This window comes from Actinoplanes solisilvae, assembly GCF_003999975.1.
Lineage (GTDB): Bacteria > Actinomycetota > Actinomycetes > Mycobacteriales > Micromonosporaceae > Actinoplanes > Actinoplanes solisilvae.
Genome location: NZ_RJAC01000001.1, coordinates 1,405,006 through 1,428,645, shown reverse-complemented (window position 1 = coordinate 1,428,645; position 23,640 = coordinate 1,405,006). Strand labels below are relative to the sequence as shown.

Below are 23,640 nucleotides of genomic sequence, written 5' to 3'. Positions count from 1 at the left end.
TCGGGGCCCATGATCCCGTCGCGGAAACCGGGGAAGTTCTCCACCTCGGTGGTGGTCATCAGAGCACCGCCGGACTGAACGCCCTCGATCACCAGCGGCTTGAGGTTCGCCCGGGCCGCGTAGAGCGCGGCGGTATATCCGGAAGGTCCCGAACCGATGATGATCAGATTACGGACCTCGTCCACTGCCGACTCCTCAGTCTGCTCTTCGCCGGGATATCCGCTCGGCGACACTGCACGCTAGAACGCCACCCAGGCACACACCATTCCCGCACGCGCGGTCGTGGCCGACCTCACGCGGGTCACTTGGGGTGTCGTTCAGCGTACCGGGACTTTGTCGATCGCGTCTGCGCCGGACATGGGCGTGCCGCACCCAGGGCCGACCGCCCAGGCCCAGGCGCCGTTGTTCGCACTGAACCGGACAATCAGGGCCGGCGCGCCCTCGAAACGGGCGTAATCGACGGTTTGCACCGAGATCACGCCGCCCGCGTTGTCGCGCTCGATCATGCGGAAGCACTCTTCGAGGGCGGCGCGGGCGGACAGGCGTACGAGCGCGGGCTCTTGGGCGGTGGCGCGATCTTGGCGGTGGGCGTCGGACTCGCCGAAGGCTGACGTGTCTCCGCTCGACGGGGCGGCGGCTAAGGGCTGCGCGGGGGTGATCGCGAGGGTGGCGCGGGTGTAGTCGGTGCCGGTCACCAGGATCGTCTCGCCGGCCATCGAGATCGCGCTCTCGGCCGAACCGTCGGCGGCAGTGCTGGCGGTGTCGGTCTGCGAGGCCGTGCGGCCGGAGAGGTAGTCAACGCCGAAGCCGACAAAGGCGATGAAACCGGCGGCGATGGCGATCGGAGTGACCCATTTTCGCCGACGGCCACTCACCGTCGAAGTCGCCGTGGGCGCACCGGGATCGCCCTTCACCAGCGTGAGTGGCGGCGCGCTGAACAGCCCATCGAGCCGGGCGGCGACGTCGGCCGGCATCGGCTCGGCCTCGAGACGGCCCAGCTCGGCCCGCACCGAGGAAATCTGGCCGCCCAGGGTCTCGAAGGCCTCGCGCCAGGCCGGATCTTCGGCGATCAACGTGGCCACCGCGGACTCGTCGGGCGTGCCCTCGAGGGCACCGCCGATGTAGTCCGCCAGCAGGTCGATGTCGACCCCGCTGAATTCGGCCCCGGTCACCTCTGGTCCCTTCCGTCGTGCCCACCGGTTCGCGGCTGCGCCGCCCCCGGTCCGGATGGGACGGTTTCGGCGGCGTCCTGGTTCCCCGCGGGCGGGTGACCGGTGTCTCTCCCCCGCAGCTCGCCCAGCGCCAGCGCCATTCTGGCCCGGCCCCGCGCACACCTGCTCTTGATCGTGCCGACCGCCACCTCGAGGATCTCGGCCGCCTCGGCGACCGGGTAGCCCTGCACATCGACCAGTACGATCGCCGCCCGCTGATCAGCCGGCAGATCGGCCAGCGCCTGGCGTACCAGCAGCGCGGTCTCATGATCGGTGACGGGCGCGGCCGGTTCCACACCGGACGGTCGATCGTCCGAGCGGCTGCCATCGGGCAGCGGCACGGTCGGGTGGGCCTGACGCCGGCGGATCCGGTCGAGGCACGCGTTCACGACGATGCGGTGCAGCCAGGTCGTGACGGCCGAGTCACCGCGGAACCGGGCGGCGTTGCGATGCGCCGACAGCAGCGCGTCCTGCACGGCGTCGGCGGCCTCCTCACGGTCGCCGATCGTGCGCAACGCGACGGCCCACAGCCGATCACGATGCCGGCGCACCAGCTCGCCGAACGCGTCGCGGTCACCGTCGACGTGGGCACGCAGAAGGTCGGCATCGCTCGACGTGGCGTCCCCGGAAGTCACGCGTGCAATCTAACCGGAACGGTCGATCGGCGGGGTAACCGACGCTCAGTAGCCGGTGACCTCGATCTTTTCCACGTCGACCTGGTAACGGCCGTTGTCGGCCTTCGGCAGCTCAGAGAGGAAGACCAGCACGTACTGGTATTTCTGGTTCGGGTCGAAGCCGGAGAACACCTCGCGGGTGCCTTCCGTCTTCTCGGTGTCGCCGTCGCCCAGCTTCTTGAAGGTGTCGACGATCTTCTTGTCGCCCTGCCCACTGTTGCCGAAGTCGGCCGGGCCGGTGCGAATGTCCATCGCCACGCCGGGGCTGGACGTCTCGACCGTGACCTCGGAGAGCCCGCGCGGGGTGCCGAGGTTGATCAGCACGCCCATGCCCTTCTTCCGGTTGCCGAAGTTGGCCTGGTTGAAGTGCTCGGTCTTCCACGCGGTGCTGGGGTCGTTGTCGACCGTGTATTTCGCCTCGCCGATCTGGGTGCGGTCGCCGTCGGGCGGGTCGACGACCCGCACCATCTTGGCCGTCAGCGGGATCTTCTTCGGCGTGGCCGCGGGCGGCGGCTGGCTGCCGCCGGTGACCGAACCGGTCTGACCCGTGTTGGCCTGGGTGGTGTTGGTGGGGGTGTCGCTGCTCGAGCCGGTGATCGCGCGAATGCCGAAGACCAGGCCGATGACGGCGATGACGACCAGCGCGCCGACGCCCAGAACGATCTTGGGGGTGCTGCGGACCGGCTCGGTCGTCGTGCTCTGCGCGAACCGCAGCGGGCCGACGTCCTCGTAGTCTTCCTCGGCTGAGTCGAGCCGGGCGAGCTCGGCGGTGAGCGCGTCGGCCTCGGGCACGGCGACCCGGCGGTCGAGCAGGTCCATCGTCAGGTCGTCGAGATAGGCCGGGATGCCGGCGCGCGTCTGCCGGGGCGCGGCCGGCTGGCCGGCGGCGTCGCGGTTGGCGTCGGGCAGAGCCGACGAGCCTACCTCGGCGTGCGGCCAGTGGCCGGTCAGCGCGAAGTAGAGAATGCCACCGACGGCCCGGACGTCACCCTCGACGTCGTCGGCCGAGTCGGCGCGTGCGTCGGCCAGCACGACTCGTCCGTCGTCGGCGATCAACGTGGTGCCCGGGTGAACGTTGCCGTGCACCATGCCGGTGGCGTGCACTGCGGTGAGAGCGTCGGCGATCGAGTGCGCGATGGCGGTGGCCCGGCCCGGGTTGAGCGGGCCGTCGGAGGCGATGAGGTCACGCAGCGATTCGCCGTCGACCCACTCGCGCACCACGTAGGCGCGGGAGCCCTCGTCGATCGCGTCGTAGACGCCGACCAGGTTGGGGTGGATGACCCGGCTCGCGTCGACCGCGGCCTGAAGCATCTCGGCGGCCGAGTCGCCACCGGGGTAGCGCAGCACCACCGCGACCGGACGGCGCAGGATGACGTCGATGCCGCGCCAGACCTGACGGCCGGCGCTGTCGTCGTTGACGTGTTCCTCGAGCTGGTAGCGCTCGGCCAGGACCTCGCCAGCGGTGGGTGCACCGAAGGTCATGACCGGTCCGTCCGCATCGGCCGCGGTCTCGTGGCCTTCGCCGACCTGGGTCACCAGTCCTCCTCGGTGCTCCACGCACGAATCCCCGTGCTCGGTGCATTACGTGCTGGGCGCAAACATCGTGGTGCTATGACACATGGTGCTGTGACATTTGGGGCATAGCCGTACTGGGCCTACATGACGACGTGCGAAGCGCACATGCCGACACCGACCATACCCGCCCGGGGCTATCTCGCGGCAGGTCGTCCCCCCGGCGCGGCAACCGGCGCTCCGCTGCCCCGAGCGGCTCCCGTGATTGCCGGGGCAGAAGAAAGCGCTGGTCAGCGGCCGAGTTTGCGACGCACCATGCCGATCACCTGGGTGACCTCGCCGATGCGGAGCGCGAGAGCGGCGCCCAGGTAGGCCAGCAGAATTACCGCGCCGCCGACAAAGATCTGGATCAGCGCCTCGCCGCGGCCCGAGGGCGAGCCGGCGCCGGGCAGGAAGTGCACCACCAGCAAGCCGAGCGCGGCGGCGATCGCGGCCGCGACCAGCACCTTGACGAGCGACACCCCGACCGAGCCCAGGTTGAGCCGCCCGATCTGGCGACGGAGCACCGCCAAAGAGATCAACGCCGAGGCCACGTACGAGATGGCGTTGCCCGCGGTCATGCCGGCCGCGGACAGCGACGCGTCGAGAACGGCCGCCAGCACCACGTAGGCACCGATGCGGATAGCGACCACGGGCAGGTTGATCAGCGCCGCCGTCTTGTTGCCCTGCAGAGAATAGAAGGTGTAGGTGCACAGGTAGCTGATCGACAGCGGCAGCACCGCGAAGGCGGCGACCGAGAGCACCTGGCCGGTGGCGAGCGCGTCGCTGTTCTTGAAGGCGCCGCCCTGGAAGAGCGTCACCGCGATGGGCGCGGCCAGCACGCCGTAGACGACCGCGATCGGGGCCAGCGCCGCCGACACCAGCCGGATGCCGCGGCTCAGGTCGGCGCTGACCTCGGCGAACCGGCCCTCGGCGGCGGCCGCGCTCATCTTGGGCAGTAGCGCGGTCATCACCGAGACGCCGATGATGCCGTGCGCCATCATCGTCAGCAGGAATACGTTGTTGAAGGCCAGGACGCTGGCGCTGTCCTTCCCGGCGACCCGGTTGAGGATGCGCACGACGACGAAGACCGCGAGTTGGTTGGCGGCCACGTAGCAGAGCATCCAGCCGGCCAGCCGCCCGATCTCGCCCATGCCCAGGCCGCGGGGGTCCCAGCGCCACTTCCACCGGAACCCGACCTTGCGCAGCGCTGGGAGCAGACCGATGGCCTGCGCGACCATGCCGAGCAGGGTGCCGCCGGCGATCAGCCCGATGCGCCCCGGAGTCATGTCTTCGGGCTTCAGGCCGTCCGTCGTCCCGAAGACGGCGATGAAGACGCCACAGACGGCGATGACCACGAGGTTGTTGAGGATCGGCGCCCAGGTCGGCGCGGCGAAATGACCGCGCACGTTGAGCACCGCGCCGATCAGCGCCGACACGCCGGTGAAGAAGATGATCGGGAGAATCAGCCACGCGAAGCTGGTGACGAGATCTTTGTAGGCCTTGGTGTTCTCGTCGCCGGCCTGAATCGCCGTGATCAACGGGGCCGCGAGCACCACCAGGGCGGTCGCGACGCCGAGCGACACGAAAGCAAAGGTCAGCAGCTTGCGGGTGTAGTCCTCGCCGCCGTCGGGGTCGGCCTTGCGCCGCCGCACCAGCAGCGGGATCAGCACGCTGGAGAGGATGCCGCCGAGCAGGAGCTCGTAGATCTGACCGGGCAGGAACTGCGCGCTGGTGTAGGCGTCGCCGATGCCGGCGCCGAGCGTGATGCCGATCAGCGCGTTGCGGACGAAGCCGATGATGCGGCTGACCAGGCTGCCCAGCGCCATGATCGCGCTGTTGCCGGCGGTGCTTCCGCCGTCGGCCGACGGGTCGCCGGGCGGGACCGTGCCCGGCGGGTCCACCGAGATCAGCGTGACGCCGTCTTCCGCCCTTGGTGGCTCGCCGTCGGGCGTGGCGTGCGCGCTGCGGTAGAGACCGCTGTTCACCGATCCTCCCGGGAGTCGTGCGGAACTCCAGTCACCATAGAGGTGAGTGTGCCCGGTCGGGCGCCCGTCAGTGTCTCCACCATCCAGCACGCCTCGGCGGGGACCAACGGTTCGCTCAGCGCGTCCAGCACGGTCGGATGATCGCAGCCGGCCTCGGTGAGCGCACCGAGCAGCGCCGGAATGGGCCGAAGATCACCTGTGTCCAGGATGTGCCGGGCGAGCGACCTGGTCTCGTCGTACCACCGCTCGCGCGCGACCAGTTCGAGGTGCGTGGTCGCCTGCCGCACGAGGTCGGCGAGCAGTTCGCGCGGGAACCGCGACCCGGCCCGTACGTCTCGGAAGGCTTCTTCGGGACGGCTGAGCTCGGCGATCGAAGCCTCGTCGAGCACCTGAGGCGACGCCGACGGAGGGGCGGGCCACCAGTCGTCGCTGATGAACAGCGGCAGGGGCGCCTGCTCGGGACCGGTCGGCTCGGCGGGCGGCACGTCACGGCGCAGAGACCGGTACGCCGCCTCGCGCACGGCCGCGATCACGGACTCGTCGTCGTCGGGCGTGGCCGGCGCGAACGGTGCGAGCAGCGCGACGACCAGGCCTGGATGGGGCAGCGTCGGATCTTCCCAGGCGATCACCCGGGCGAACAGGTCGAGCTCCCACCAGCGCAGCGCGGCCGGGAAGGCCTCGCCCGCGGGCGCCCAGCCGAGCTGGATCGGCTCGCTGGAGGCCGGGCCGCGCAGGCCGAGCGTGCGCTCGCCGCCGGTCAGGTCGAGCACGAGGGCATAGCCGCCGGTGACCGGGAAGGTCACCCGCAGCGCGGGGGATTGGTCGTCGCTCTCGCCCGCCCAGAAGCGGGGATCTTCGGTCAGGCGGAGCAGCTCCGAGGGAACGGGCACCCGCCAATCCTGCCCGCTGCGCTCCAGTGCCGCCCACCACGGCCCCACCGACCGGCCGTTCGATACCCTGGTCATCCCATGTCTGTGTTGAACACCGCCCAGCGGAATGCGGTCGCCGAATTGCTGAGGGTCTCTCCCGTCGCCGACGAGCTGGGGCGCCGGTTCGGCGCGGCCGGCCATGAGTTGCACCTGGTCGGCGGTTCGGTGCGTGACGCGCTGCTCGGCAGCCTCGGCGACGATCTCGACTTCTGCACCGACGCGCTCCCCGAGCAGACCCTCGCCATCGTGCAGGGCTGGGCCGACGCGATCTGGGAGACCGGTCGCGAGTTCGGCACGATCGGTCTGCAGAAGAACGGGCTGCGGCTCGAGATCACCACGTTCCGCGCCGAGGCGTACGACGGTGTGACCCGCAACCCCGTCGTCCAATACGGCACGTCACTGCTCGACGACCTGGAGCGTCGCGACTTCACCATCAACGCGATGGCGGTGTCGCTGCCCGGGCACGTCTTCACCGACCCGTACGGGGGTCTGGACGATCTCGGAGCCAAGATCATCCGTACGCCCGCGTCGCCTGAGCAGTCCTTCGGTGATGATCCACTTCGGATGCTGCGGGCCGCGCGGTTCGCGGCGAAGCTGCAGTTCACTGTGGAACCGGCGGTCATCTCGGCCATGCGCGACATGGCTCTCGATCTGCAACGAATCACCGCAGAACGGATTCGGGACGAGTTCACCAAGCTGATGATCAGCGCCGATCCGATCGCCGGGCTGCGCCTGCTGGTCGACACCGGCCTGGCCGACCAGTTCATCCCCGAGATCTCCGGGCTCAAGCTCGAGATCGACGAGCACGCCCAGCACAAGGACGTCTACGAGCACACCCTGATCGTCGTGCAGAACGCGATGCGCCTCGAGGGCGACGGCGGCCCCGACTTCGTGCTGCGCATGGCGGCGCTGATGCACGACATCGGCAAGCCGGCCACCAAGGCGGTCGGGCGCGACGGCCGGGTCAGCTTCCACCACCACGAGGTGGTCGGCGCCCGCCTGACCAAGCACCGCATGAAGGCCATGAAATACCCCAAGGACGTCACCTCCGAGGTCGTCGAGCTGGTCGGCCTGCACCTCAGGTTCTATGGGTACGGCCGAGGGGAGTGGACCGACTCGGCGGTGCGCCGCTACGTGACCGACGCCGGCCCGCTGCTCGACCGGCTGCACAAGCTCACCCGCTCGGACGTGACGACCCGTAACAAGCGCAAGGCAGCCAACCTGGCGGCCGACTACGACGCGCTGGAGGAGCGGATCTCTCGGCTCGCCGCCGAGGAAGACCTGGCCCGGGTGCGTCCCGACCTCGACGGCAACGCGATCATGGAGCTGCTCGGCGTGCCGCCCGGCCCGGTCGTGGGCCAGGCCTGGCGCTTCCTCAAGGAGCTGCGCCTCGACCGGGGCCCGCTCGACCGCGACGAGGCCGAGGCCGAGCTCTTCAAGTGGGCCCGCGACAACGGTCACCTCTCCTAAGGGGTACCGATGCTGATCTGCCGGGCGAGCAGGCTCGGCGGCAAGGTCATCTCCTCGAGCAACCGTCCGCCGGTGTCGTAGAGACGGGCCAGGGCGTCGTCGTCGCCGGTGGACAGGCCGAGGACCTTCCCGTTCGGCAGGAAATGGGCGATCGGATCCGGGACGGAACCGAGGACCTTGCCGTCGGCGGCCCGGACGATCCGCTGACCGCCGCCACGGCCCAGACCGGGGCCTCGCACCAGTACCTTCGTACCGTCCGGTGACCAGGCATCCTGGCCGGACGGCACCCCACGGACCGGCAGGGTGGTCAGCAGTTTCCCGCTGTTGACGTCGAGGATGGCGACCTTCTTGATCGTGTCGGCCACCTCCTCGTTCTGGGGGACGTCCGGGTCGCGCTGGGCGAGGGCGACCCGGCGGCCGTCGGGCAGCCAGGTGAAGAAGCACTCGTCGGGGCAGACGTCCATCACCTCGGACGTGTTCTCGCGGTGCACCTTGCCGGTCGCGGCGTCGATCACGGAGTAGCCGTTCAGCGTGGTCGCGAGCAGGCGAGTGCCGTCGGGTGACCACTGCGGTTCCAGGATGTACGACACCTTCGCCCAGGCGATCCTGCCGTTGTTCCGGACGATGCCGAGGCCGCGATCGCCGCTGACCACGCCGCGGTGCGTTTTCGGAGCACCCCAGACCGTGTAGTAGTCGCCCCCGAGGGCGACGTAGCGACCGCTCGCGCGATCGAGAACCACGTTGCCGGTCGCGAGCGTCTTTCCCGCCGGACCATCGCGGCCGACGTCATTGCGAGTGACTGCGGTCACGATGACGTCGCCGGGCAGCTTCAGCGGCGTCTTGCCCCAGACCGGCGCGGCCGTCGTCCGGCGTACGGGGGCCTCGGTCGTCGCGGCGGGGTGAGGCTGGTCACGATGCGCCTCGGGCAGGGCGAACGGCACGGCGGCCACCGCGACCAGAACCAGCCCCGTGGCGGCCAGGCCGGTCTGCCGGCGCCGGCGGACCCGGCGGCCCCGCTTGCGGGCGACCTCGGCGAGATCGGAGGGGAAAGGGACGTCGTTGGCGAGGTCGTGGACGGCGGTCCGCACCTTCTGCTCCAGATTCATCGGGATCCCTCCATCGACCAGGCGTTGTCGCCGATCCGCTCACGAAGCTTGGCCAGCGCGCGGTAGGACTGACTGGCCACGGTGCCGGGGCGGCAGCCCAGCACCTCGGCGGTCTCGTCGACCGTGCGGTCCTCGAGATAGCGGAGCACCAGCACCGCGCGCTGCCGATCGGGCAGCGTGAGCAGGGCCTCGCGCAGGGCGAGCCGTTCAGCGACGTCGTGCTCGTGGCCCGGAACATCGGGCACTTCGGACATTGGAACCTCACGCTGCCGGGCAGCACGGCGCCAGCCGGAGGTCCGGTCGTTGTAGAGGATGCGGCGTACGTAGGCCTCGGCGTCGCCGTGAATGCGCGGCCAGCGGGCGTACGCCTTGGCCAGCGCGCCCTGCACCAGGTCTTCCGCGGCGCGCGGCTCGCCGGTGAGCGCGTGCGCTATGCGCAGCAGCACCGGACCCCGCTCCGCGACGAACGCGGTGAACTCCGCTTCGAGCGACTGTTTCACCCGTCACCTCCGCTCGGTAGGACGCTCGAGGGCCGGAGAACCTTGCACGGATTTTCGAACTTGTCGTACCCGCGGAGCAGAATCGGTGCCATGTTCGTCGTCGAATCGCCCATCGGGCCGCTCGGAGTGGCCGTCTCCGATGACACCGTCGTGGGCGTGCGCTTCGCGGCCCGGCCGGGGCCGTCCGGCTCGCATCCGGCGGTCACGCAGCTCGAGGCCTACTTCGCCGGCGAGCTGACCGACTTCACGGTGCCGTTCGAGATGCCGGGCGGTTCCGAGTTCGAGCGCGCCGTCTGGGGCGAGATCGCCCAGATTCCGTACGGCGAGATGATGACCTACGGTGCGATCGCGACGGCTCTCGGCGACCCGGGTGCCGCTCGCGCCGTGGGCACGGCCTGCAACCACAACCCGATCCCGGTGATCGTCCCCTGTCATCGCGTCGTCGGCGCCGGCGGCAAGATGGTCGGCTTCGGCGGCGGCCTCGACCGCAAACGCAAGCTGCTCGAACTCGAGGCGAGAGTCGCGTTGACCATGAATTGGGGGTGATGTTGTTCAGGGTGAGAGCCGGGACAGCCCGGCAGCCGCGCGTGGAGCCGGACCCGGCAGCCAGCGTGGCGGTGATTCGTGAACTTGTCCTAAATGCGTAGGAAATCTTTGGTAGTGGGCGCAAGAGAAGGCCGGACCGCAACTTCGGCCCGGCCTTCTGCTGCGTGAGACTTAGCTCTCGATGTCGCCGCGGATGAACGCCTCGACGCTTTCCTTGGCGTCGTGGTCGTTGTACTGCACCGGCGGGGACTTCATGAAGTACGACGAGGCCGACAGGATCGGGCCGCCGATGCCGCGGTCCTTAGCGATCTTCGCGGCGCGAACCGCGTCGATGATCACACCGGCCGAGTTCGGGGAGTCCCACACCTCGAGCTTGAGCTCGGCGTTCAGCGGGGTGTCACCGAACGAACGGCCCTCGAGGCGGATGTAGGCCCACTTGCGGTCGTCGAGCCACGGCACGTGGTCCGACGGGCCGATGTGCACGTCGCTCTTGATCATCTCGTGCGGGATCTGGGACGTGACCGACTGGGTCTTCGAGATCTTCTTGGACACGAGGCGCTTGCGCTCCAGCATGTTCATGAAGTCCATGTTGCCGCCGAAGTTGAGCTGGTAGGTGCGCAGCAGCTCGACACCGCGGTCCTCGAAGAGCTTCGCGAGCGCGCGGTGCACGATCGTGGCGCCGACCTGGCTCTTGATGTCGTCACCGACGATCGGCAGACCGGCGTCGGTGAACTTCTGCGCCCACACCGGGTCGGAGGCGATGAAGACGGGCAGCGCGTTGACGAACGCGCAACCGGCGTCGATCGCGGCCTGAGCGTAGAACTTGTCGGCCTCCTCGGAACCCACCGGGAGGTACGAGACGACGACGTCGACCTCGGCGTCGCGCAGAGCCTGCACGATGTCGACCGGCTCGGCCGTCGACTCCTCGATGATCTCGCGGTAGTAGGTGCCGAGACCGTCGAAGGTCGGACCGCGCTGAACGGTGACGCCGCTCGGCGGCACGTCGGTCAGCGTGATCGTGTTGTTCTCGCTGGCGACGATCGCCTCACTGAGATCCATGCCGACCTTCTTGGCGTCCACATCGAACGCCGCGACGAACTTCACGTCCGATACGTGGTAGTCGCCGAAGGTCACGTGCATGAGACCCGGAACGCGGTCGTTGGGGTCGGCGTTCTTGTAGTACTCCACGCCCTGCACGAGGGACGAGGCGCAGTTACCCACACCGACGATGGCGACGCGGACGGAACCCATCGCGTTTGCCTCCTTGTTCATCACGGCCGGTCCTGGTGCGGACGCGGATCTTCTGGGGGTGCGTCCCCCGCTGGTCGCTCTGGTGACGCTTCAGCGGGGAAGTCGATGGTCCCGGCGGAGGCCGCCGGGGCCCGGCCGGAGCGCTCGTTGGTGATGAGCTCCTCCAGCCAGCGGACCTCGCGCTCACAGGCGTCGAGTCCGTGTCGTTGCAGTTCGAGGGTGTAGGCGTCGAGCCGGCCGGCGGCTCGGGACAGCACGTCACGCAGGCCTTCGCGCCGCTCCTCGATGCGGCGGCGGCGGCCCTCCAGGATGCGGAGCCGGGTGGCTCGATCGGTCCGGGAGAAGAACGCGAAGTGAACGCCGAAACCGGCGTCGTCGTACGTCTCCGGGCCGGCTTGGGCGAGCAGATCGGCGAACCGCTCCTTGCCGTCAGCAGTGATCTTGTAAACAACGCGGCCCCGTTTGCTGGTCATCGGGGGGACGATCGAGGGGTCGGACTGGGATTCGGTGATCCAGCCGGCCGCCTGAAGTCGCTTGAGCGTCGGGTAGAGGGTGCCGTAGCTGATCGCGGCGCGGATCGTGCCCAGCTTGGTGGCGAGTTCCTTGCGGAGCTCGTAACCGTGCATCGGGGTCTCCTGGAGGAGGCCGAGAATCGCCAGCTCCAACACTTGGCCGCCCCCTTCTCTCCATCCAACCGCCCCGCCCGCCACCCAAAAACGGACTGAAGACTGAGCCGATGTATCGGCCCGATACATCGCTACCGTAGATCTGTTGGTTCAGGTGCGCAAGGTGTTCATGGCTCGGCTACCTGTGCGCCACGCTGAGTGATGGCTGTCGCCCCTTCGCGCAGGACCGCGTACGCTTCTTGCCATGCGAACGCAGCGGCAGATCGTCGACTTCTCGCTACAGAAGCGAGCAGTGCTGCGTGACGTGCACAACGGCAAGATCGGGACGCTTGAGGTCTGTGACGCCTCGCCCTATCTCAAAAGTGCTGCTCGATTCCACGGTGAGCCCACTGAGGAGCGTTGCCCCATCTGTCGCCGCGACAACCTGACCCTCGTGCATTACATCTACGGTGATGAGCTCAAGCAGTCCGCCGGACAGGCTCGTAAGCTCTCCGAGCTTCCCGTGCTGGCGATGACGCTGCGTGAGTTCCAGGTGTTCGTCGTGGAGGTGTGCCAGTCCTGCGCGTGGAATCACCTGACCGAGCAATACCTGCTCGGCCGGGACGCGCTGACCGCCGACGAACTCGATCGGGTCGAGGCGATCGCCGCCTCGTCCGCCGCGGGCCGTCACCGCGAAACTGGATCGTTGTCACATGGCTGGGACGGCCGCCGATGACGCGGATCGATCTCGCTACCGTTGACACGACCCCGACCGGCTCGCGCATCCAGTGCCACAGCCGGTCATTCATGACATCCGTCAGGGCGGCTGCCGGTATGCAGCCCGAATCGTCCGCGGGTGACGTCGCAGGTGAAGGCCCCTCCAGGGTCGTCCCGGCGCGCGCCATCGCGACCGAGGTGTGACCGCATGAACCCGTACGGCGAACCGCAGTCTTCGCGTGCCCGGGCCCGAGTGCCCGGGTCCGTCGGCTCAACGCCTGACGACGACCAGTCCTCGTCCCCCACGGCCTCGGGCCGCTCGTCGCCGGACGCCTACCGCCGTGGGGCTGGTGGGCGCGCGTCCGTCGGCTCGGCTTCGGTGGGCAGTGCCTCCGTGGGCAGTGCCTCGGTGGGCTCGGCGGCTCCGGCCGGCCGTGCCTCGGCCCCGCCGCCCGGGCGCGCCTCTGTGGGCAGCGCCTCAGTCGGCTCCGCCCGTGTCGGGGCGAGCGCCTCCGTCGGTGCCGCCCCGGTGGGCGGACGTGCCTCGGTCGCGCGTGCCGCCGTAAGCCCGGGGTCGGTCTTCGATTCTGACGAGGGCAGCGTCGGTGGCGGCCGGTCCGGGCGGGGTGGCAAGGACAAGTCGAAGTCGGCCAAGAAGCGCCGGCGCACGAACATCCTGACCGCCGCGGCCGCCGTTCTGGTGATCATGCTCGGCGCGGGTGTGGTCGGCGGCACCTACTTCTTCGACGACGTCGCTCTGCCCCCGCCGACCACCGAAGACCAGTCGAACCTGATCCTCGACGCCAAGGGCGGGGTCCTGGCCCGGCTCGGCGAGCAGAACCGCACGGTGGTTCCGCAGGCGAAGATCAACATGGTCGTACAGCACGCCGTCGCGGCCGCCGAGGACAAGAACTTCTACAAGCACCACGGCATCGACATGAAAGGCATCGTGCGGGCCGCGTGGAACAACTTCACCGGCGGCGACAAGCAGGGCGCCTCGACGATCACGCAGCAGTACGCGCGGCACGCGGCTGACCTGAAGGACATCAGTTACAACCGCAAGCTGCGCGAGGCTGTGATCGCCCGCAAGCTGGAGTCGAAGTACGACAAGCCGCAGATCATGGCCATGTACCTCAACTACATCTACCTGGGCGAGGGCCGGTACGGCATCGAGGCCGCGGCGCAGGGCTACTTCGGCAAGTCGGTGACCACGCCGGCCGGGCAGAAGAACGCCGTCACGCCGTACGAGGCCGCGGTGCTCGCGTCGATCATCAAGCAGCCCGAGCCCACGAAGACGCACAAGGGCTACGACCCGAACTACAACCCGACCGACGCCAAGCAGCGGTGGGAATACACCATGAAGAACATGGTGGAGATGGGCTGGATCACCAAAGAGGTGTACGACGCCCGCAAGTACCCGAAGGTCAAGCCGGTCAGCTCGGGCGCCTGCAAGACGTGCGCGGCCGGCAAGCCGGTCGGCATGATCATGCGGCACGTCCGCGCCGAGCTCGCCGAGATGGGCATCAGCCAGCAGGAGTTCGACAAGGGCGGCCTGACGGTGAACACGACCATCGACCCGGCCGTGCAGAAGGCGGCCGAAGAGGCGGGCTCGCGCAAGAGCAAGGAATCGCCGATGCACGACAAGCCGGCGACCTACCAGGCCGCGGTGATCGGCATCGACCCGAGCAACGGGCGGGTGCTGGGCTACTACGGCGGCGACGACCCCGACGGGCTCGACTACGGCGGCTATCTCTCCGGCGACGGCAAGAAGATCATTGGTGGTCAGTCGCCCGGATCGACGTTCAAGATCTATACCCTCGCGGCCGCCCTGAAGGAGGACATCTCCTTCAAGACGACGTGGGACGGCACCAAGCTGCGCCCGAACGGTTCGAAGATCAGCAACGCGGGCGCTGACCCCGGCAAGGTCTGTGGCGGCAAGATCAAGTTCTGTGATCTCGAGACGGCGACGATCAAGTCGTACAACTTCCCGTTCTACTGGATCGCCGAGGGCATCGGCCGGGACAAGGTCATCGCGGCCGCGCGGGACGCCGGTATCCGGCACATGTACACCGACGGCAACGACCAGTTCCCGAACGGCAAGCTCGTCGACCTCGCCAAGACCGACAAGTCGACGTGGATGAAGGACGGCTACTTCGACAACGAGGTCGCGTTCGGCCAGTACCGCGTCCTGCCGATCGAGCACGCCGAAGGCGTCGCCACGATCGTCGGCAACGGCGTGCACCACGAGGCCCACTTCATCAAGTCGGTGACCCGGGTCGACCCCGACACCGGCAAGAAGACGCCCGCGGGCAGCGAGAACATCAAGGGCAAGCAGGTCTTCGACCCCGACCAGATGTCGAACCTGCAGTCGGTGCTCAAGGAGATCGTCCGGGTCGACGACCGTGACCTGCGCAACGGCCAGGAAGGCATCGCCAAGTCGGGCACCTGGGAGTTCAAGGAGGGCAGCGGTGACACCTGGTTCGTGGGTGGCATGCCGCAGCTCGCCGCGACGGTCTGGGTCGGTGGCGCCAAGAACAAGGTCGAGCTGAAGGAGAAGGGCGGCGGCGACATGTTCGGCGCCGGCACGCCGTCGAGAATCTGGAAGAAGTTCCTCGACGCCGTGATCAAGGCGAAGGACCTCGAGCGGGAAGACTTCCCGAAGCGGGTCGAGACCGGCAACGCGGACAGCCCCTACGCCAACGGCCAGGAACCGCCGCCGCCCCCGGTGCAGCAGCCGCCGGACAACGGCGGGGACTGTGTACTCGGCTTCATCGGCCCCGGTTGCGACAACAACGGCAACAACAACGGCGGCAACAACAACGGCGGCAACAACAACGGCGGCAACAACAACGGTAACAACGACGGCGGTAACAACGACGGCGGTAACAACGACGGCGGTAACAACGACGGTGGGAACGGCGGCAACAACGACGGCGGCGGCGGGAACCAGCAACCGACGCAGCCGACCATCGGGCCGCAGAACAACGGTGGCGATTAACACTCGCCGGTGAACACGGCGCGCACCTCCCCCGGGGGTGCGCGCCGTTTCGTTTCGGTTTGCCGTAGGTCGTTCCGGTCCCCGGTGCGAAGTACGGCATGATGCCATGACATGAGCACGCAACCGCCCGACGACGTCGACCGTCCCGATCAGCCGAGCACACCGGCGACGACAGACGGATTCGTACGGGGGATCTCGCAGGCGATCGGGGGCCCACTCGGTTCCCACGCGGTGCGACCCGGCGCGAAGCGCGGACGGTTCTGGACGGCGACCCGCATCATCCTCGCGCTGACCTGCCTGACGCTGGCGTTCTCGTGGGTGCAGAAGTCGCCCTGCCAGAGCGGCGACTGGCAGCAGAACGTGCAGTACACGCGTTTCTGCTACACCGACGTGCTCGCGCTGTACTACGCGGAGCATCTCAACGAGGGCGCTGTCCCCTACAAGGACTGGCCTGTGGAATACCCGGTGGTGACCGGCTATTTCATGGGCGCCCTGGGGCTGCCGATCCACTCCTACGGCGAGAGCCACCCCGAGATCAACCAGGGTACGTGGTTCTACAACGCGAATGCGCTGGTGCTCTCGGCCCTCGCGGTGGCGACAGCGGCGATCATCCTGGCCCTGCGTCGTCGCCGGCCCTGGGACGCGGCGATCTTCGCGATCTCGCCGATCATCTTCTTCACGGCCACGGTGAACTGGGACTTCCTGGCGATCGGGTTCGCGGCGGCCGGTCTCTACCTGTGGGCCAAGAAACATCCGGTGTGGGCGGGAGTGCTGCTGGGGCTGGGTGGGGCGGCGAAACTGTGGCCGCTGTTCATCCTCGGACCGCTGCTCGTACTGGCCCTGCGCTCGAAGGCGATGCGCTCGTGGGGCGCGGCGATGGCCACCGCGGCGGTGACCTGGGCGGCGGTCAACTTCCCGGTCTTCTTCTGGTACCACGAGAGCTGGCTGAAGTTCTTCCGGCTCAACAGCGAGAGACCGATCGACTGGGGCACACTCTGGTACATCGGCCGTTATCTCGACGGCAAGTGGAACACCGGCGGGGCCGGCAACCAAGGGCCCTTCCAATGGCTGAGCGATCACGTCCCGACGCTCAACCTGCTTTCGTACGGTCTGTTCGGGCTCGCCTGCGTGGGGATCGGCCTGCTCGCCTGGCTCGCTCCGCGCCGTCCCCGGGTGGCCCAGCTCGCATTCCTGGTCGTGGCGGCCTTCCTGATCACCAGCAAGGTGTGGTCTCAGCAGTACGTGTTGTGGCTGCTCCCGTTGATCGTGCTGGCGCGGCCCCGGTGGGGAGCGATCATCGCCTGGACGGTGGCCGAGTTCGGTTACTTCACCGCCTTTTACGCCGAGCTGATGGGTGCGGGCGGCAAGCCGGTGATCCCCGAGGGCACGTTCGTGCTGGCCTCGGGTCTGCGCCTCATCACCGTCGTGGTGCTGTGCGGCCTGGTGATCCGGGAGATCTGGCGGCCGGAGCTGGACGCGGTGCGCCAGACCTATGGCGACGATCCGGACGGTGGCCCGCTGAACGGGCCGGACGCACCGTGGATCGCCCGGCTTCGTCGAGCGTTCCGCGTGGACCGCTCCCCTTCGTCGCCCGACTCCGCGCTACCCCCGCCTGGCGATCAGATCGTCGCCAAGGTCTGATCCGCCGGCCGGCGTTCGAGCCGGGGGCGGGTGGGCGGGCGGCGCGGTGCGTGCCTGGCGTTGGCTCGTGGCGTTCGGTCTCGGCGTTTCGGTCAGCGCAGGTGGAAGACGACCGCGTCGTCCAGGTCTTCGCGGCGGATCTGCAGGCCGTCGACGGGGATGTCGCCGGCGCGTTCCCACGGCGTGCCGACCGACTGAGCCCGCAGCAGCAGGACCCGGTCGACGTTGAGGGAGCGCAGGAACTCGATGCTGGCCGCGTCGGGGAACGTCTGGACCTTGGCGCGGAGCTCGGTCTGCTCGGCCTCACCGAAACCGCCGGAGCCGTTCGCCAGGGCCTGGAAACGGGTGGTTGACCAGAGCATCACGGTCTGATCGGTGAGATTGGCCGTCGGCAGCACCAGCACGGGGCCGTTGACGGTGCGCATCGCGGCGGGCTGGGCCGGGACCACGGGGTGAGCGGTCGCGTTCCAGCCCTCGACCAGCACGAGCGCCAGCGGCACAAAGGTGGCCAGGCGCAGCCAGGGGCCGGGCCACGGAGGGATGCGTTGCTCGGAGAGGTGCTCGGCCCGGCGCACGAACTCGGCCACGGCACCCGCGGCGAGGATCGCCAGGACGATCGTGGTCCATAGCATGAGACGACCGGGGATGCGGACGTCGAGCGAGCCGGGCAGGTGGCCGAAGAGAGGCAGATAGGTCCAGCGGCCCTCGAAGAAGTTCGTACCCAGGGTCAGGATGATCGTGACGGCCAGGGCGACCAGCAGGAGCAGGCGCTGCAGCAGCGTCCAGATCGAGAACGCCAGCCCGGCGAGGGCGAGGGCGTAGAGCACGAAGCCGGGCAGCAGGCCCATCTCGGCCGGCCAGCCGAGCGAGGAGCGCGGCACCTCGTGAGGCGCACCCCAGATGCGTGACTCGGCCGGCCCGATCAGCAGGCTGCGCAGCGGCGGCGAGAAGAAGCGGATCTCGGTGGCGGCGGGGCCGGTGTCGGGACCGCGGAAGTAGGGGATGGCGATCAGCGCGCTGACGCCGGCCAGGATCAGCGGGCCCAGCGTGTCGACGAGCTGGAGGCGCCAGCCGAGAACGCGGCCCTCGGCCGGGCGGAGCAGGCGGCGGATCGGCGCCCCGATCGCGATCACGACCAGGATCAGGCCGAGTACATAGAGGAACGGCAGGCCGAGTGAGAAGCCGAGGCTGACCTGCCAGATCGCGACCAGCCAGCCGGCGGCGGCCCAGCCCGCGCTGCGCCGCTCGGGTCGCAGGCCCCGCCGCAGCGACCAGCCATGACCGCGGGCCAGCATGGCCAGGGCGAGCGGGATGCCACCGGCCGAGATGATGTCGAGGTGGCCCTCCTGAGCGAGGCGCCAGGGTGCGTATGTGATGGCGACGGCGGCGACGGCGGCCCCGGTGCGGCCGGCCCCCAACTGGCGGACCAGGGCATAACCGCCGACGGCGAGCAACGCGTGGGCCAGTACGAAGAGGATGTTGTAGCGCAGGACGGCGGCCAGCGGTCCCTCGCCGAGCATGCCGGCCGGGGCATAGCCGAGCAGGCTGTTGCCGAACGCGAAGCTGTCGGTCAGGGGATAGAAGGCGTTGGACTGCCAGAGGCGGTTCGGGTCGGTCAGCAGGATGTGGCCGGACCAGGAGATCTGCCACGCCTGGCGGGACGGGTCCCAGATGTCCTGCGGCAGGGTGTGCTGCGGGTAGCGCAGCGTGGGCCAGGTGAGGGCGACGGCCAGCAGCAGAGCGCCGTAGATGACCAGCGCGTACTCGTGGATCAGCGCGCGGAAGAAGGCACGCGTCGACCGCCGGAACGACCCGGGTGCACGTTCGGACGTGGCGGCGAACGCCTTCCACGGGTCGGGCGGGGTGCCGGGCGGGCGCTCGGTCGGCAGAGGCTCAGCGGGCTTCCTAGTCTTCTGTGGACTCTCAGCGACCTTTGCGGCGTCGGCCTTGGGCTGGTCCGGGGACGTGGCGGGCGGGCTTTCCGCTGCGGGCTCGGACGGAAGGGCCGCCGGCTTCTGGCGGGACCGTTTCCAGAACGCCAGGCCACGCTTGGTCGTCCGAGGGACGGCGGTCGCAATGACGGCGGGCGCCGCGGTGGGTTTCTCACCGGGCTTGTCCCCGGATTCCTCGCCTGTCTTCTCGGCGGGCTTATCGCCTGGTTTCTGGGCGGGCTTACCGCCTGGTTTCTCGGCGGGCGAGGCGTTGGGCGGGCCTGCATCAGTGGTGCTGACCGGGCCCGCGGCGCTCGGGGTGGCGGCCTCTGCGGGCTTGGCCTCGTCGGGGGCGGCTGGTCGCAGCGCCTCGGCGGACCGTTGAGCCGACGGGGCGGTGGGTTGCCTCGGCTGCTCGGTGGTCATGACCCTCTCCCCGTGCGGCGCGTCACCGGCCCGTCCGCTCCCGCAGGAACGAAATGTCGGCGGTCTGTCCTTCGGAGCCACCCGGAGTCTCCACGACGGCCGGCGCACCGGCGGCGCGGATGGCGGCCACGATCAGTTCGGGGTCGATCTTGCCATTGCCGAGGTTGTCGTGTCGGTCCTGGCCCGAGTCGAATCCACCCTTGGAGTCGTTGGCGTGGATCAGGTCGATGCGCCCGGTGATCGCCTTGACCCGGTCGACGATGCCGACGAGGTCTTCGCCGCCCGCGAAGGCATGGCACGTGTCCAGGCAGAAGCCGGCGCCGAACGAGCCCACCGCCTCCCACAGCCGGGCCAGGTCGTCGAACCGGCGGGCGCAGGCGTTGTCACCGCCGGCCGTGTTCTCGATCAGGATCGGCAGGGGCAGGCCGCCGTCGGACTCGGCGTATTCGAAGGCTTTGCGCCAGTTGTCGAAGCCGGTCGCGAGGTCGGCGTCCTTACCGACGTGGCCGCCGTGCACGATCAGCCCCTTGGCGCCCAGCTCGGCCGCGGCCTTGGCGTGGGCCATCAGCAGCTTGCGGCTCGGGATGCGGATGCGGTTGTTGGGCGAGGCCACGTTCACGATGTAGGGCGCGTGAACGTAGATGTCCACCTCGGACTCGCGCAGCGCCGCCGCGTCGTCCCGCGGTTTGGGCGTCTTGTAGCCCTGCGGGTCGGTGAGGAAGAACTGCACCGCCTCGGCCCCGCGGGAGGCGGCCTCCTCGAGGGGTGCGGCGGGATCGACATGGGCTCCGATGCGCATGAGTCGAGACTACGACGAGGGTCCGACAGTTCGCCTCCTGCGTCACCGTGCCTCGCCGGGCCTCGTTAGCCCCATTGATCACGTTTGACCGATACCGGCGTCCGGGCCGGTGCGAAGTGGGAGATGGTGCATGTCTCGGCAGGTCCGACAGCGAGTGACGGCGATCGTGCTGGGCGGTCTGATCTTCGGAGCCCCGATGCTCGCGAACGGAGCGGCCAGCGCGGAAGAGGTTCCCGAAGGCGCCCGCCAGGTGACTTTCACGAGTGGCGGGATGTTCGGCATCTCCTGCGACTCCCGGCCCGACGTCGAGTCGATGACCGTGCCCGCGCAGACCACGATCCGGGTGGTCAACCAGACCGGGTACGCCGCGAGGCTGCTGCTCGCCGGTGACACGAAGGGCACCGTGCCCGACAACTCGGCCACTGAGGTGATCTTCCGGCGAGGTACCACGTCGGTCGTGCTCAAGCCGAACTGCGCGATCGGCGACGACGTCTCGCCCGTCCTGGTCACCGCTTCGCCGTCCGCGTCGGCGGCGACCCGGCCCGACCCGGCCTCGGCGGCGCCCCCGGCGGACCAGACGCCGATCTCGCTCGCGCCCCAGGGCTCCGGCAACGCCTCGCGCACGGCGGCGGGCTCGTCGGCGCCGGGCCTGGCCAAACCGGACGATCATCCCTCGCGAGCCCGGTTCGCCGACCGTCCCGGCACTCCTCAGCAGTCGTCGCACCGCTCCACCGGGTCAGCCCACGCGGCCACCACGGCGGCTCAGGCCATGCCCCACGGCGCTGCGGTGTCCCGGCCCAAGGTCAAGTCCAAGACCCCTTCCGGTACGCCGGGGAGCGCGGCACCGGCATTCGCGGGCATGCCGCCCGGCGCGGAGAAGGAGCTGCTCCCGAGTGCACCCGGGCTGGACCTCGAGCCGGCGACAGTCGGCGCGGAGCCGGCGGGAGAGGTGCCGGCCACCACGGAGATCGCCGCGGCCGAGCCCGTGGCCGTACTGGAGCCGATGCAGGAAGGCGGCTCGCTGGGGCTGCTCGCGCTGACCGCCGCCGTCTGCGCGATGGGCGTAGGAGTCGGTGCTATTCGGGCAATCGTGTCGCAACGTGCAAATCGGGCGAGAATGGCTTAGTCTTTCTCTCACAAGCTCCGCGGGGCGGCCGTGTCCAACCTCATCGGTGTGGTCGTTCCTCCCCAGGTCCCACCCAGCGAATGCGGACCGGGCGCCCCGCGGCTCCACCAGGCAGGACCCCGTCATCCGGCGGGGTCCTCCTTTTTGGCGGCGCGACGGTCCTGGGTATGCTTGCTCGGTTCGCACTGTGACCGCCGTGGGCCATGTCCCGCGGTGTCGGCTTTCGGGGCCTAAATCCCGGGGTCGGCAAACATTGCGATCGACACAAGACCTCCTGCCACGGAGAGACCGTGGCCGTTCAGCCCACAGGAGGTGAGAACGTCTTGCGTCATTACGAACTCATGGTGATCCTCGACCCTTCGCTCGAGGAGCGCACCGTCGCCCCGTCGCTCGATCAGTACCTGAACGTCATCAGGACCGCGGGTGGCTCGGTGGAGAAGCTCGACGTCTGGGGCCGTCGCCGGCTCTCGTTCGAGATCAACAAGAAGGCCGAAGGCATCTATGCGGTCGTCGACCTGCAGGCGACGCCCGAGGCCGTGGCCGAGCTGGACCGTCAGCTCCGGCTGAACGAGTCCATCCTGCGCACCAAGGTCATCCGGCCCGAGACCCGCTGAGTCTCGTTTTTGTCAGGGGGTCCTGAGACCCTCCAACGAACGAGCGAAGCGGCGAGGAGAAGATCATGGCAGGAGAAACCACCATCACGGTCGTCGGCAACTTGACCGACGACCCCGAGCTGCGCTTCACCCCTTCGGGTGCGGCGGTTGCCAAGTTCCGCATCGCCTCGACGCCGCGGACCTTGGACCGGCAGTCGGGCGAGTGGAAAGACGGCGAGCCACTATTCCTCGCGTGCAACATCTGGCGTGACGCCGCCGAGCACGTCGCCGAGTCGCTTCAGCGCGGCTCACGGGTGATCGTGCAGGGTCGGCTGCGCCAGCGGTCCTACGAGACCCGCGAGGGCGAGAAGCGCACCGTCTACGAGCTCGAGGTCGACGAGATCGGCCCGTCGCTGCGGTACGCCACGGCGAAGGTGCAGCGCATGAACCGCTCCGGCGGTGGCTCCGGGGGTAACTCGGGCGGCGGCTTCGGCGCCTCCGGTGGTGGTAACCGGCCGGCCGGTAACGGCGGCGGCAGCGGCGGCGGCGGAGGTAACAACTTCGACGACCCGTGGGCCACGGCCGCTCCGGCTTCCAGCGGCAGCACCCGCTCCGGCGGTGGCGGCGGCAACTCCTCGTTCGACGACGAGCCTCCCTTCTAGCCCACTGGTTTATCGCAAACACAGGGCTTTTTGACATCAGGAGTAAGAGCAATGGCTAAGGCTGCGGCGCTTCGCAAGCCGAAGAAGAAGGTGAACCCGCTCGACAAGGACGGGATCACCTACATCGACTACAAGGACACCGCTCTGCTGCGGAAGTTCATCTCCGACCGGGGCAAGATCCGTGCCCGCCGGGTCACCGGGGTGACGTCTCAGCAGCAGCGGCAGATCGCCCGCGCGGTTAAGAACGCCCGTGAGATGGCGCTCCTGCCGTACACGGCGACGGCGCGCTGAGGGGGATCGCCAATATGAAGATCATCCTCACCCAGGAGGTGTCGGGTCTCGGCACCCCCGGCGACATCGTCGAGGTCAAGAACGGCTACGGCCGTAACTACCTTCTGCCCCAGGGCTTCGCGATCCTGTGGACCAAGGGTGCCGAGAAGCAGGTCGCGGTCATCAAGCGGGCCCGCGAGGCTCGCGAGATCCGTGACCTGGGCCAGGCCAACGAGGTCAAGGGCCAGCTGTCCGGCCTCAAGGTCACGCTGACCGCCCGCTCCGGCAACGGTGGCCGGCTGTTCGGCTCGATCACCCCGGCCGAGATCGTCGACGCGGTCAAGGCCGCCGGCGGTCCGTCCCTCGACCGGCGCCGCCTCGAGCTGCCCGGTCACATCAAGACCACGGGCGCCTACAGCGTTCAGGTCAAGCTCCACCCCGAGGTGACCGCGACGTTCCCCGTGAACGTCGTCGCCGCCAAGTAACAAACGCCCCGCGCGTCCGGACGGCGCGTCGAGATCCTCGATCTCGACGCGCCGTTCGTGTTTTCAAAGCGGGGTGCGCTGCCGACAATGCGGTTCCGGCGCCGGCTCGCCCCGGAGACGGTGTCCGGCCCCGCCTGGCCCATCCAGCCGGCCCAGGTCGG

At 69.0% G+C, this 23,640-nt stretch carries 22 protein-coding genes; 10 read left to right on the top strand and 12 right to left on the bottom strand.

Annotated features, from left to right (window positions below; translation table 11 throughout):
- The 6 genes from EER30_RS06785 to EER30_RS06760 all read right to left on the bottom strand — a co-directional run.
- A partial coding sequence (locus EER30_RS06785) for an NAD(P)/FAD-dependent oxidoreductase (RefSeq protein ID WP_127499195.1) occupies positions 1-185 on the bottom strand: 185 nt, incomplete at its 3' end.
- Between the two features lie 132 nt (positions 186-317).
- A complete protein-coding gene (locus EER30_RS06780; protein WP_127499193.1) occupies positions 318-1,172 on the bottom strand; it encodes an RsmA family anti-sigma factor in 855 nt (284 codons plus the stop codon).
- The gene (sigM, locus tag EER30_RS06775; RefSeq protein ID WP_240669827.1) at positions 1,169-1,846 is read right to left on the bottom strand and encodes an RNA polymerase sigma factor SigM; all 678 of its coding nucleotides are present in this window, start codon (positions 1,844-1,846) and stop codon (positions 1,169-1,171) included. Before sigM ends, EER30_RS06780 begins: the two co-directional genes overlap by 4 nt.
- Positions 1,847-1,891: 45 nt before the next feature.
- Positions 1,892-3,421 carry a protein kinase family protein gene (locus EER30_RS06770; protein WP_127499470.1) on the bottom strand — a complete coding sequence of 510 codons (1,530 nt, stop codon included), beginning with the start codon at positions 3,419-3,421 and terminating at the stop codon, positions 1,892-1,894.
- Positions 3,422-3,687: 266 nt separating this feature from the next.
- Positions 3,688-5,424 carry a murein biosynthesis integral membrane protein MurJ gene (gene murJ / locus EER30_RS06765; protein ID WP_127499189.1) on the bottom strand — a complete coding sequence of 579 codons (1,737 nt, stop codon included), beginning with the start codon at positions 5,422-5,424 and terminating at the stop codon, positions 3,688-3,690.
- Positions 5,421-6,389 carry a hypothetical protein gene (locus tag EER30_RS06760; RefSeq protein WP_240669826.1) on the bottom strand — a complete coding sequence of 323 codons (969 nt, stop codon included), beginning with the start codon at positions 6,387-6,389 and terminating at the stop codon, positions 5,421-5,423. The genes murJ and EER30_RS06760 overlap by 4 nt, the downstream gene beginning before the upstream one ends.
- A gap of 3 nt (positions 6,390-6,392) precedes the next feature.
- On the opposite strand from EER30_RS06760, the gene EER30_RS06755 reads away from it, so the two are divergent.
- Positions 6,393-7,823 carry a CCA tRNA nucleotidyltransferase gene (locus tag EER30_RS06755; RefSeq protein ID WP_127499187.1) on the top strand — a complete coding sequence of 477 codons (1,431 nt, stop codon included), beginning with the start codon at positions 6,393-6,395 and terminating at the stop codon, positions 7,821-7,823.
- Here the strand turns inward: EER30_RS06755 and EER30_RS06750 are convergent.
- Both EER30_RS06750 and EER30_RS06745 read right to left on the bottom strand, forming a co-directional pair.
- A complete protein-coding gene (locus EER30_RS06750) occupies positions 7,820-8,929 on the bottom strand; it encodes a TolB-like translocation protein (protein WP_127499185.1) in 1,110 nt (369 codons plus the stop codon). The two genes, EER30_RS06755 and EER30_RS06750, sit on opposite strands and share 4 nt — an antisense overlap.
- Positions 8,926-9,429, bottom strand: a complete 504-nt coding sequence (locus EER30_RS06745; RefSeq protein ID WP_127499183.1) for a SigE family RNA polymerase sigma factor — start codon at positions 9,427-9,429, stop codon at positions 8,926-8,928. Before EER30_RS06745 ends, EER30_RS06750 begins: the two co-directional genes overlap by 4 nt.
- 90 nt (positions 9,430-9,519) lie before the next feature.
- Between EER30_RS06745 and EER30_RS06740 the strand changes: the two genes are divergently transcribed.
- Entirely contained in the window at positions 9,520-9,975 is a 456-nt protein-coding gene (locus tag EER30_RS06740; protein WP_127499181.1) for a methylated-DNA--[protein]-cysteine S-methyltransferase, read from the top strand.
- Between the two features lie 171 nt (positions 9,976-10,146).
- Here the strand turns inward: EER30_RS06740 and EER30_RS06735 are convergent, their stop codons facing one another.
- Positions 10,147-11,226, bottom strand: coding sequence for an inositol-3-phosphate synthase (locus EER30_RS06735; protein ID WP_127499465.1), 1,080 nt, complete (start codon positions 11,224-11,226; stop codon positions 10,147-10,149).
- A 20-nt stretch (positions 11,227-11,246) separates the two neighbouring features.
- Positions 11,247-11,894 carry a PadR family transcriptional regulator gene (locus EER30_RS06730; RefSeq protein ID WP_127499179.1) on the bottom strand — a complete coding sequence of 216 codons (648 nt, stop codon included), beginning with the start codon at positions 11,892-11,894 and terminating at the stop codon, positions 11,247-11,249.
- A gap of 202 nt (positions 11,895-12,096) precedes the next feature.
- Here EER30_RS06730 and EER30_RS06725 point away from each other — a divergent pair, with 202 nt between their 5' ends.
- From EER30_RS06725 to EER30_RS06715, 3 genes are all read left to right on the top strand, one after another.
- The gene (locus tag EER30_RS06725) at positions 12,097-12,567 is read left to right on the top strand and encodes a DUF5318 domain-containing protein (protein ID WP_127499178.1); all 471 of its coding nucleotides are present in this window, start codon (positions 12,097-12,099) and stop codon (positions 12,565-12,567) included.
- A 510-nt stretch (positions 12,568-13,077) separates the two neighbouring features.
- Positions 13,078-15,546 (top strand): transglycosylase domain-containing protein, encoded by a 2,469-nt coding sequence (locus tag EER30_RS06720; RefSeq protein WP_240669824.1) that lies wholly within the window; start codon positions 13,078-13,080, stop codon positions 15,544-15,546.
- Positions 15,547-15,657: 111 nt separating this feature from the next.
- On the top strand, positions 15,658-17,187 hold the full coding sequence (locus EER30_RS06715; RefSeq protein ID WP_127499174.1) for a glycosyltransferase family 87 protein: 1,530 nt from the start codon (positions 15,658-15,660) through the stop codon (positions 17,185-17,187).
- A gap of 92 nt (positions 17,188-17,279) precedes the next feature.
- Here EER30_RS06715 and EER30_RS06710 read toward each other — a convergent pair whose 3' ends face one another.
- Positions 17,280-19,544: a hypothetical protein gene (locus tag EER30_RS06710; protein WP_240669822.1), complete on the bottom strand. Its 2,265-nt coding sequence runs from the start codon at positions 19,542-19,544 to the stop codon at positions 17,280-17,282.
- A gap of 22 nt (positions 19,545-19,566) precedes the next feature.
- On the bottom strand, positions 19,567-20,343 hold the full coding sequence (locus EER30_RS06705) for a deoxyribonuclease IV (protein ID WP_127499172.1): 777 nt from the start codon (positions 20,341-20,343) through the stop codon (positions 19,567-19,569).
- Between the two features lie 130 nt (positions 20,344-20,473).
- Here EER30_RS06705 and EER30_RS06700 point away from each other — a divergent pair, with 130 nt between their 5' ends.
- From EER30_RS06700 to rplI, 5 genes are all read left to right on the top strand, one after another.
- Entirely contained in the window at positions 20,474-21,469 is a 996-nt protein-coding gene (locus EER30_RS06700; RefSeq protein WP_127499170.1) for a hypothetical protein, read from the top strand.
- Positions 21,470-21,792: 323 nt separating this feature from the next.
- Positions 21,793-22,083, top strand: coding sequence for a 30S ribosomal protein S6 (gene rpsF / locus EER30_RS06695; RefSeq protein WP_014448192.1), 291 nt, complete (start codon positions 21,793-21,795; stop codon positions 22,081-22,083).
- A gap of 65 nt (positions 22,084-22,148) precedes the next feature.
- Entirely contained in the window at positions 22,149-22,724 is a 576-nt protein-coding gene (locus EER30_RS06690; RefSeq protein ID WP_127499168.1) for a single-stranded DNA-binding protein, read from the top strand.
- Positions 22,725-22,775: 51 nt separating this feature from the next.
- The gene (rpsR, locus tag EER30_RS06685) at positions 22,776-23,015 is read left to right on the top strand and encodes a 30S ribosomal protein S18 (RefSeq protein WP_007073789.1); all 240 of its coding nucleotides are present in this window, start codon (positions 22,776-22,778) and stop codon (positions 23,013-23,015) included.
- Positions 23,016-23,029: 14 nt separating this feature from the next.
- Positions 23,030-23,479, top strand: coding sequence for a 50S ribosomal protein L9 (gene rplI / locus EER30_RS06680; protein WP_127499166.1), 450 nt, complete (start codon positions 23,030-23,032; stop codon positions 23,477-23,479).
- Positions 23,480-23,640: the final 161 nt, after the last annotated feature.

What these genes read in the sequence shown, in the direction of transcription:
- EER30_RS06760 (WP_240669826.1), bottom strand. Translation starts at nt 6,389, where the DNA reads ATGACCAGGGTATCGAACGGCCGGTCGGTGGGGCCGTGGTGGGCGGCA.
- EER30_RS06755 (WP_127499187.1), top strand. Translation starts at nt 6,393, where the DNA reads ATGTCTGTGTTGAACACCGCCCAGCGGAATGCGGTCGCCGAATTGCTG.
- EER30_RS06750 (WP_127499185.1), bottom strand. Translation starts at nt 8,929, where the DNA reads ATGAATCTGGAGCAGAAGGTGCGGACCGCCGTCCACGACCTCGCCAAC.
- EER30_RS06740 (WP_127499181.1), top strand. Translation starts at nt 9,520, where the DNA reads ATGTTCGTCGTCGAATCGCCCATCGGGCCGCTCGGAGTGGCCGTCTCC.
- EER30_RS06735 (WP_127499465.1), bottom strand. Translation starts at nt 11,226, where the DNA reads ATGGGTTCCGTCCGCGTCGCCATCGTCGGTGTGGGTAACTGCGCCTCG.
- EER30_RS06725 (WP_127499178.1), top strand. Translation starts at nt 12,097, where the DNA reads ATGCGAACGCAGCGGCAGATCGTCGACTTCTCGCTACAGAAGCGAGCA.
- EER30_RS06715 (WP_127499174.1), top strand. Translation starts at nt 15,658, where the DNA reads ATGAGCACGCAACCGCCCGACGACGTCGACCGTCCCGATCAGCCGAGC.
- EER30_RS06710 (WP_240669822.1), bottom strand. Translation starts at nt 19,544, where the DNA reads ATGACCACCGAGCAGCCGAGGCAACCCACCGCCCCGTCGGCTCAACGG.
- EER30_RS06705 (WP_127499172.1), bottom strand. Translation starts at nt 20,343, where the DNA reads ATGCGCATCGGAGCCCATGTCGATCCCGCCGCACCCCTCGAGGAGGCC.
- EER30_RS06700 (WP_127499170.1), top strand. Translation starts at nt 20,474, where the DNA reads ATGTCTCGGCAGGTCCGACAGCGAGTGACGGCGATCGTGCTGGGCGGT.
- EER30_RS06690 (WP_127499168.1), top strand. Translation starts at nt 22,149, where the DNA reads ATGGCAGGAGAAACCACCATCACGGTCGTCGGCAACTTGACCGACGAC.
- rpsR (WP_007073789.1), top strand. Translation starts at nt 22,776, where the DNA reads ATGGCTAAGGCTGCGGCGCTTCGCAAGCCGAAGAAGAAGGTGAACCCG.
- rplI (WP_127499166.1), top strand. Translation starts at nt 23,030, where the DNA reads ATGAAGATCATCCTCACCCAGGAGGTGTCGGGTCTCGGCACCCCCGGC.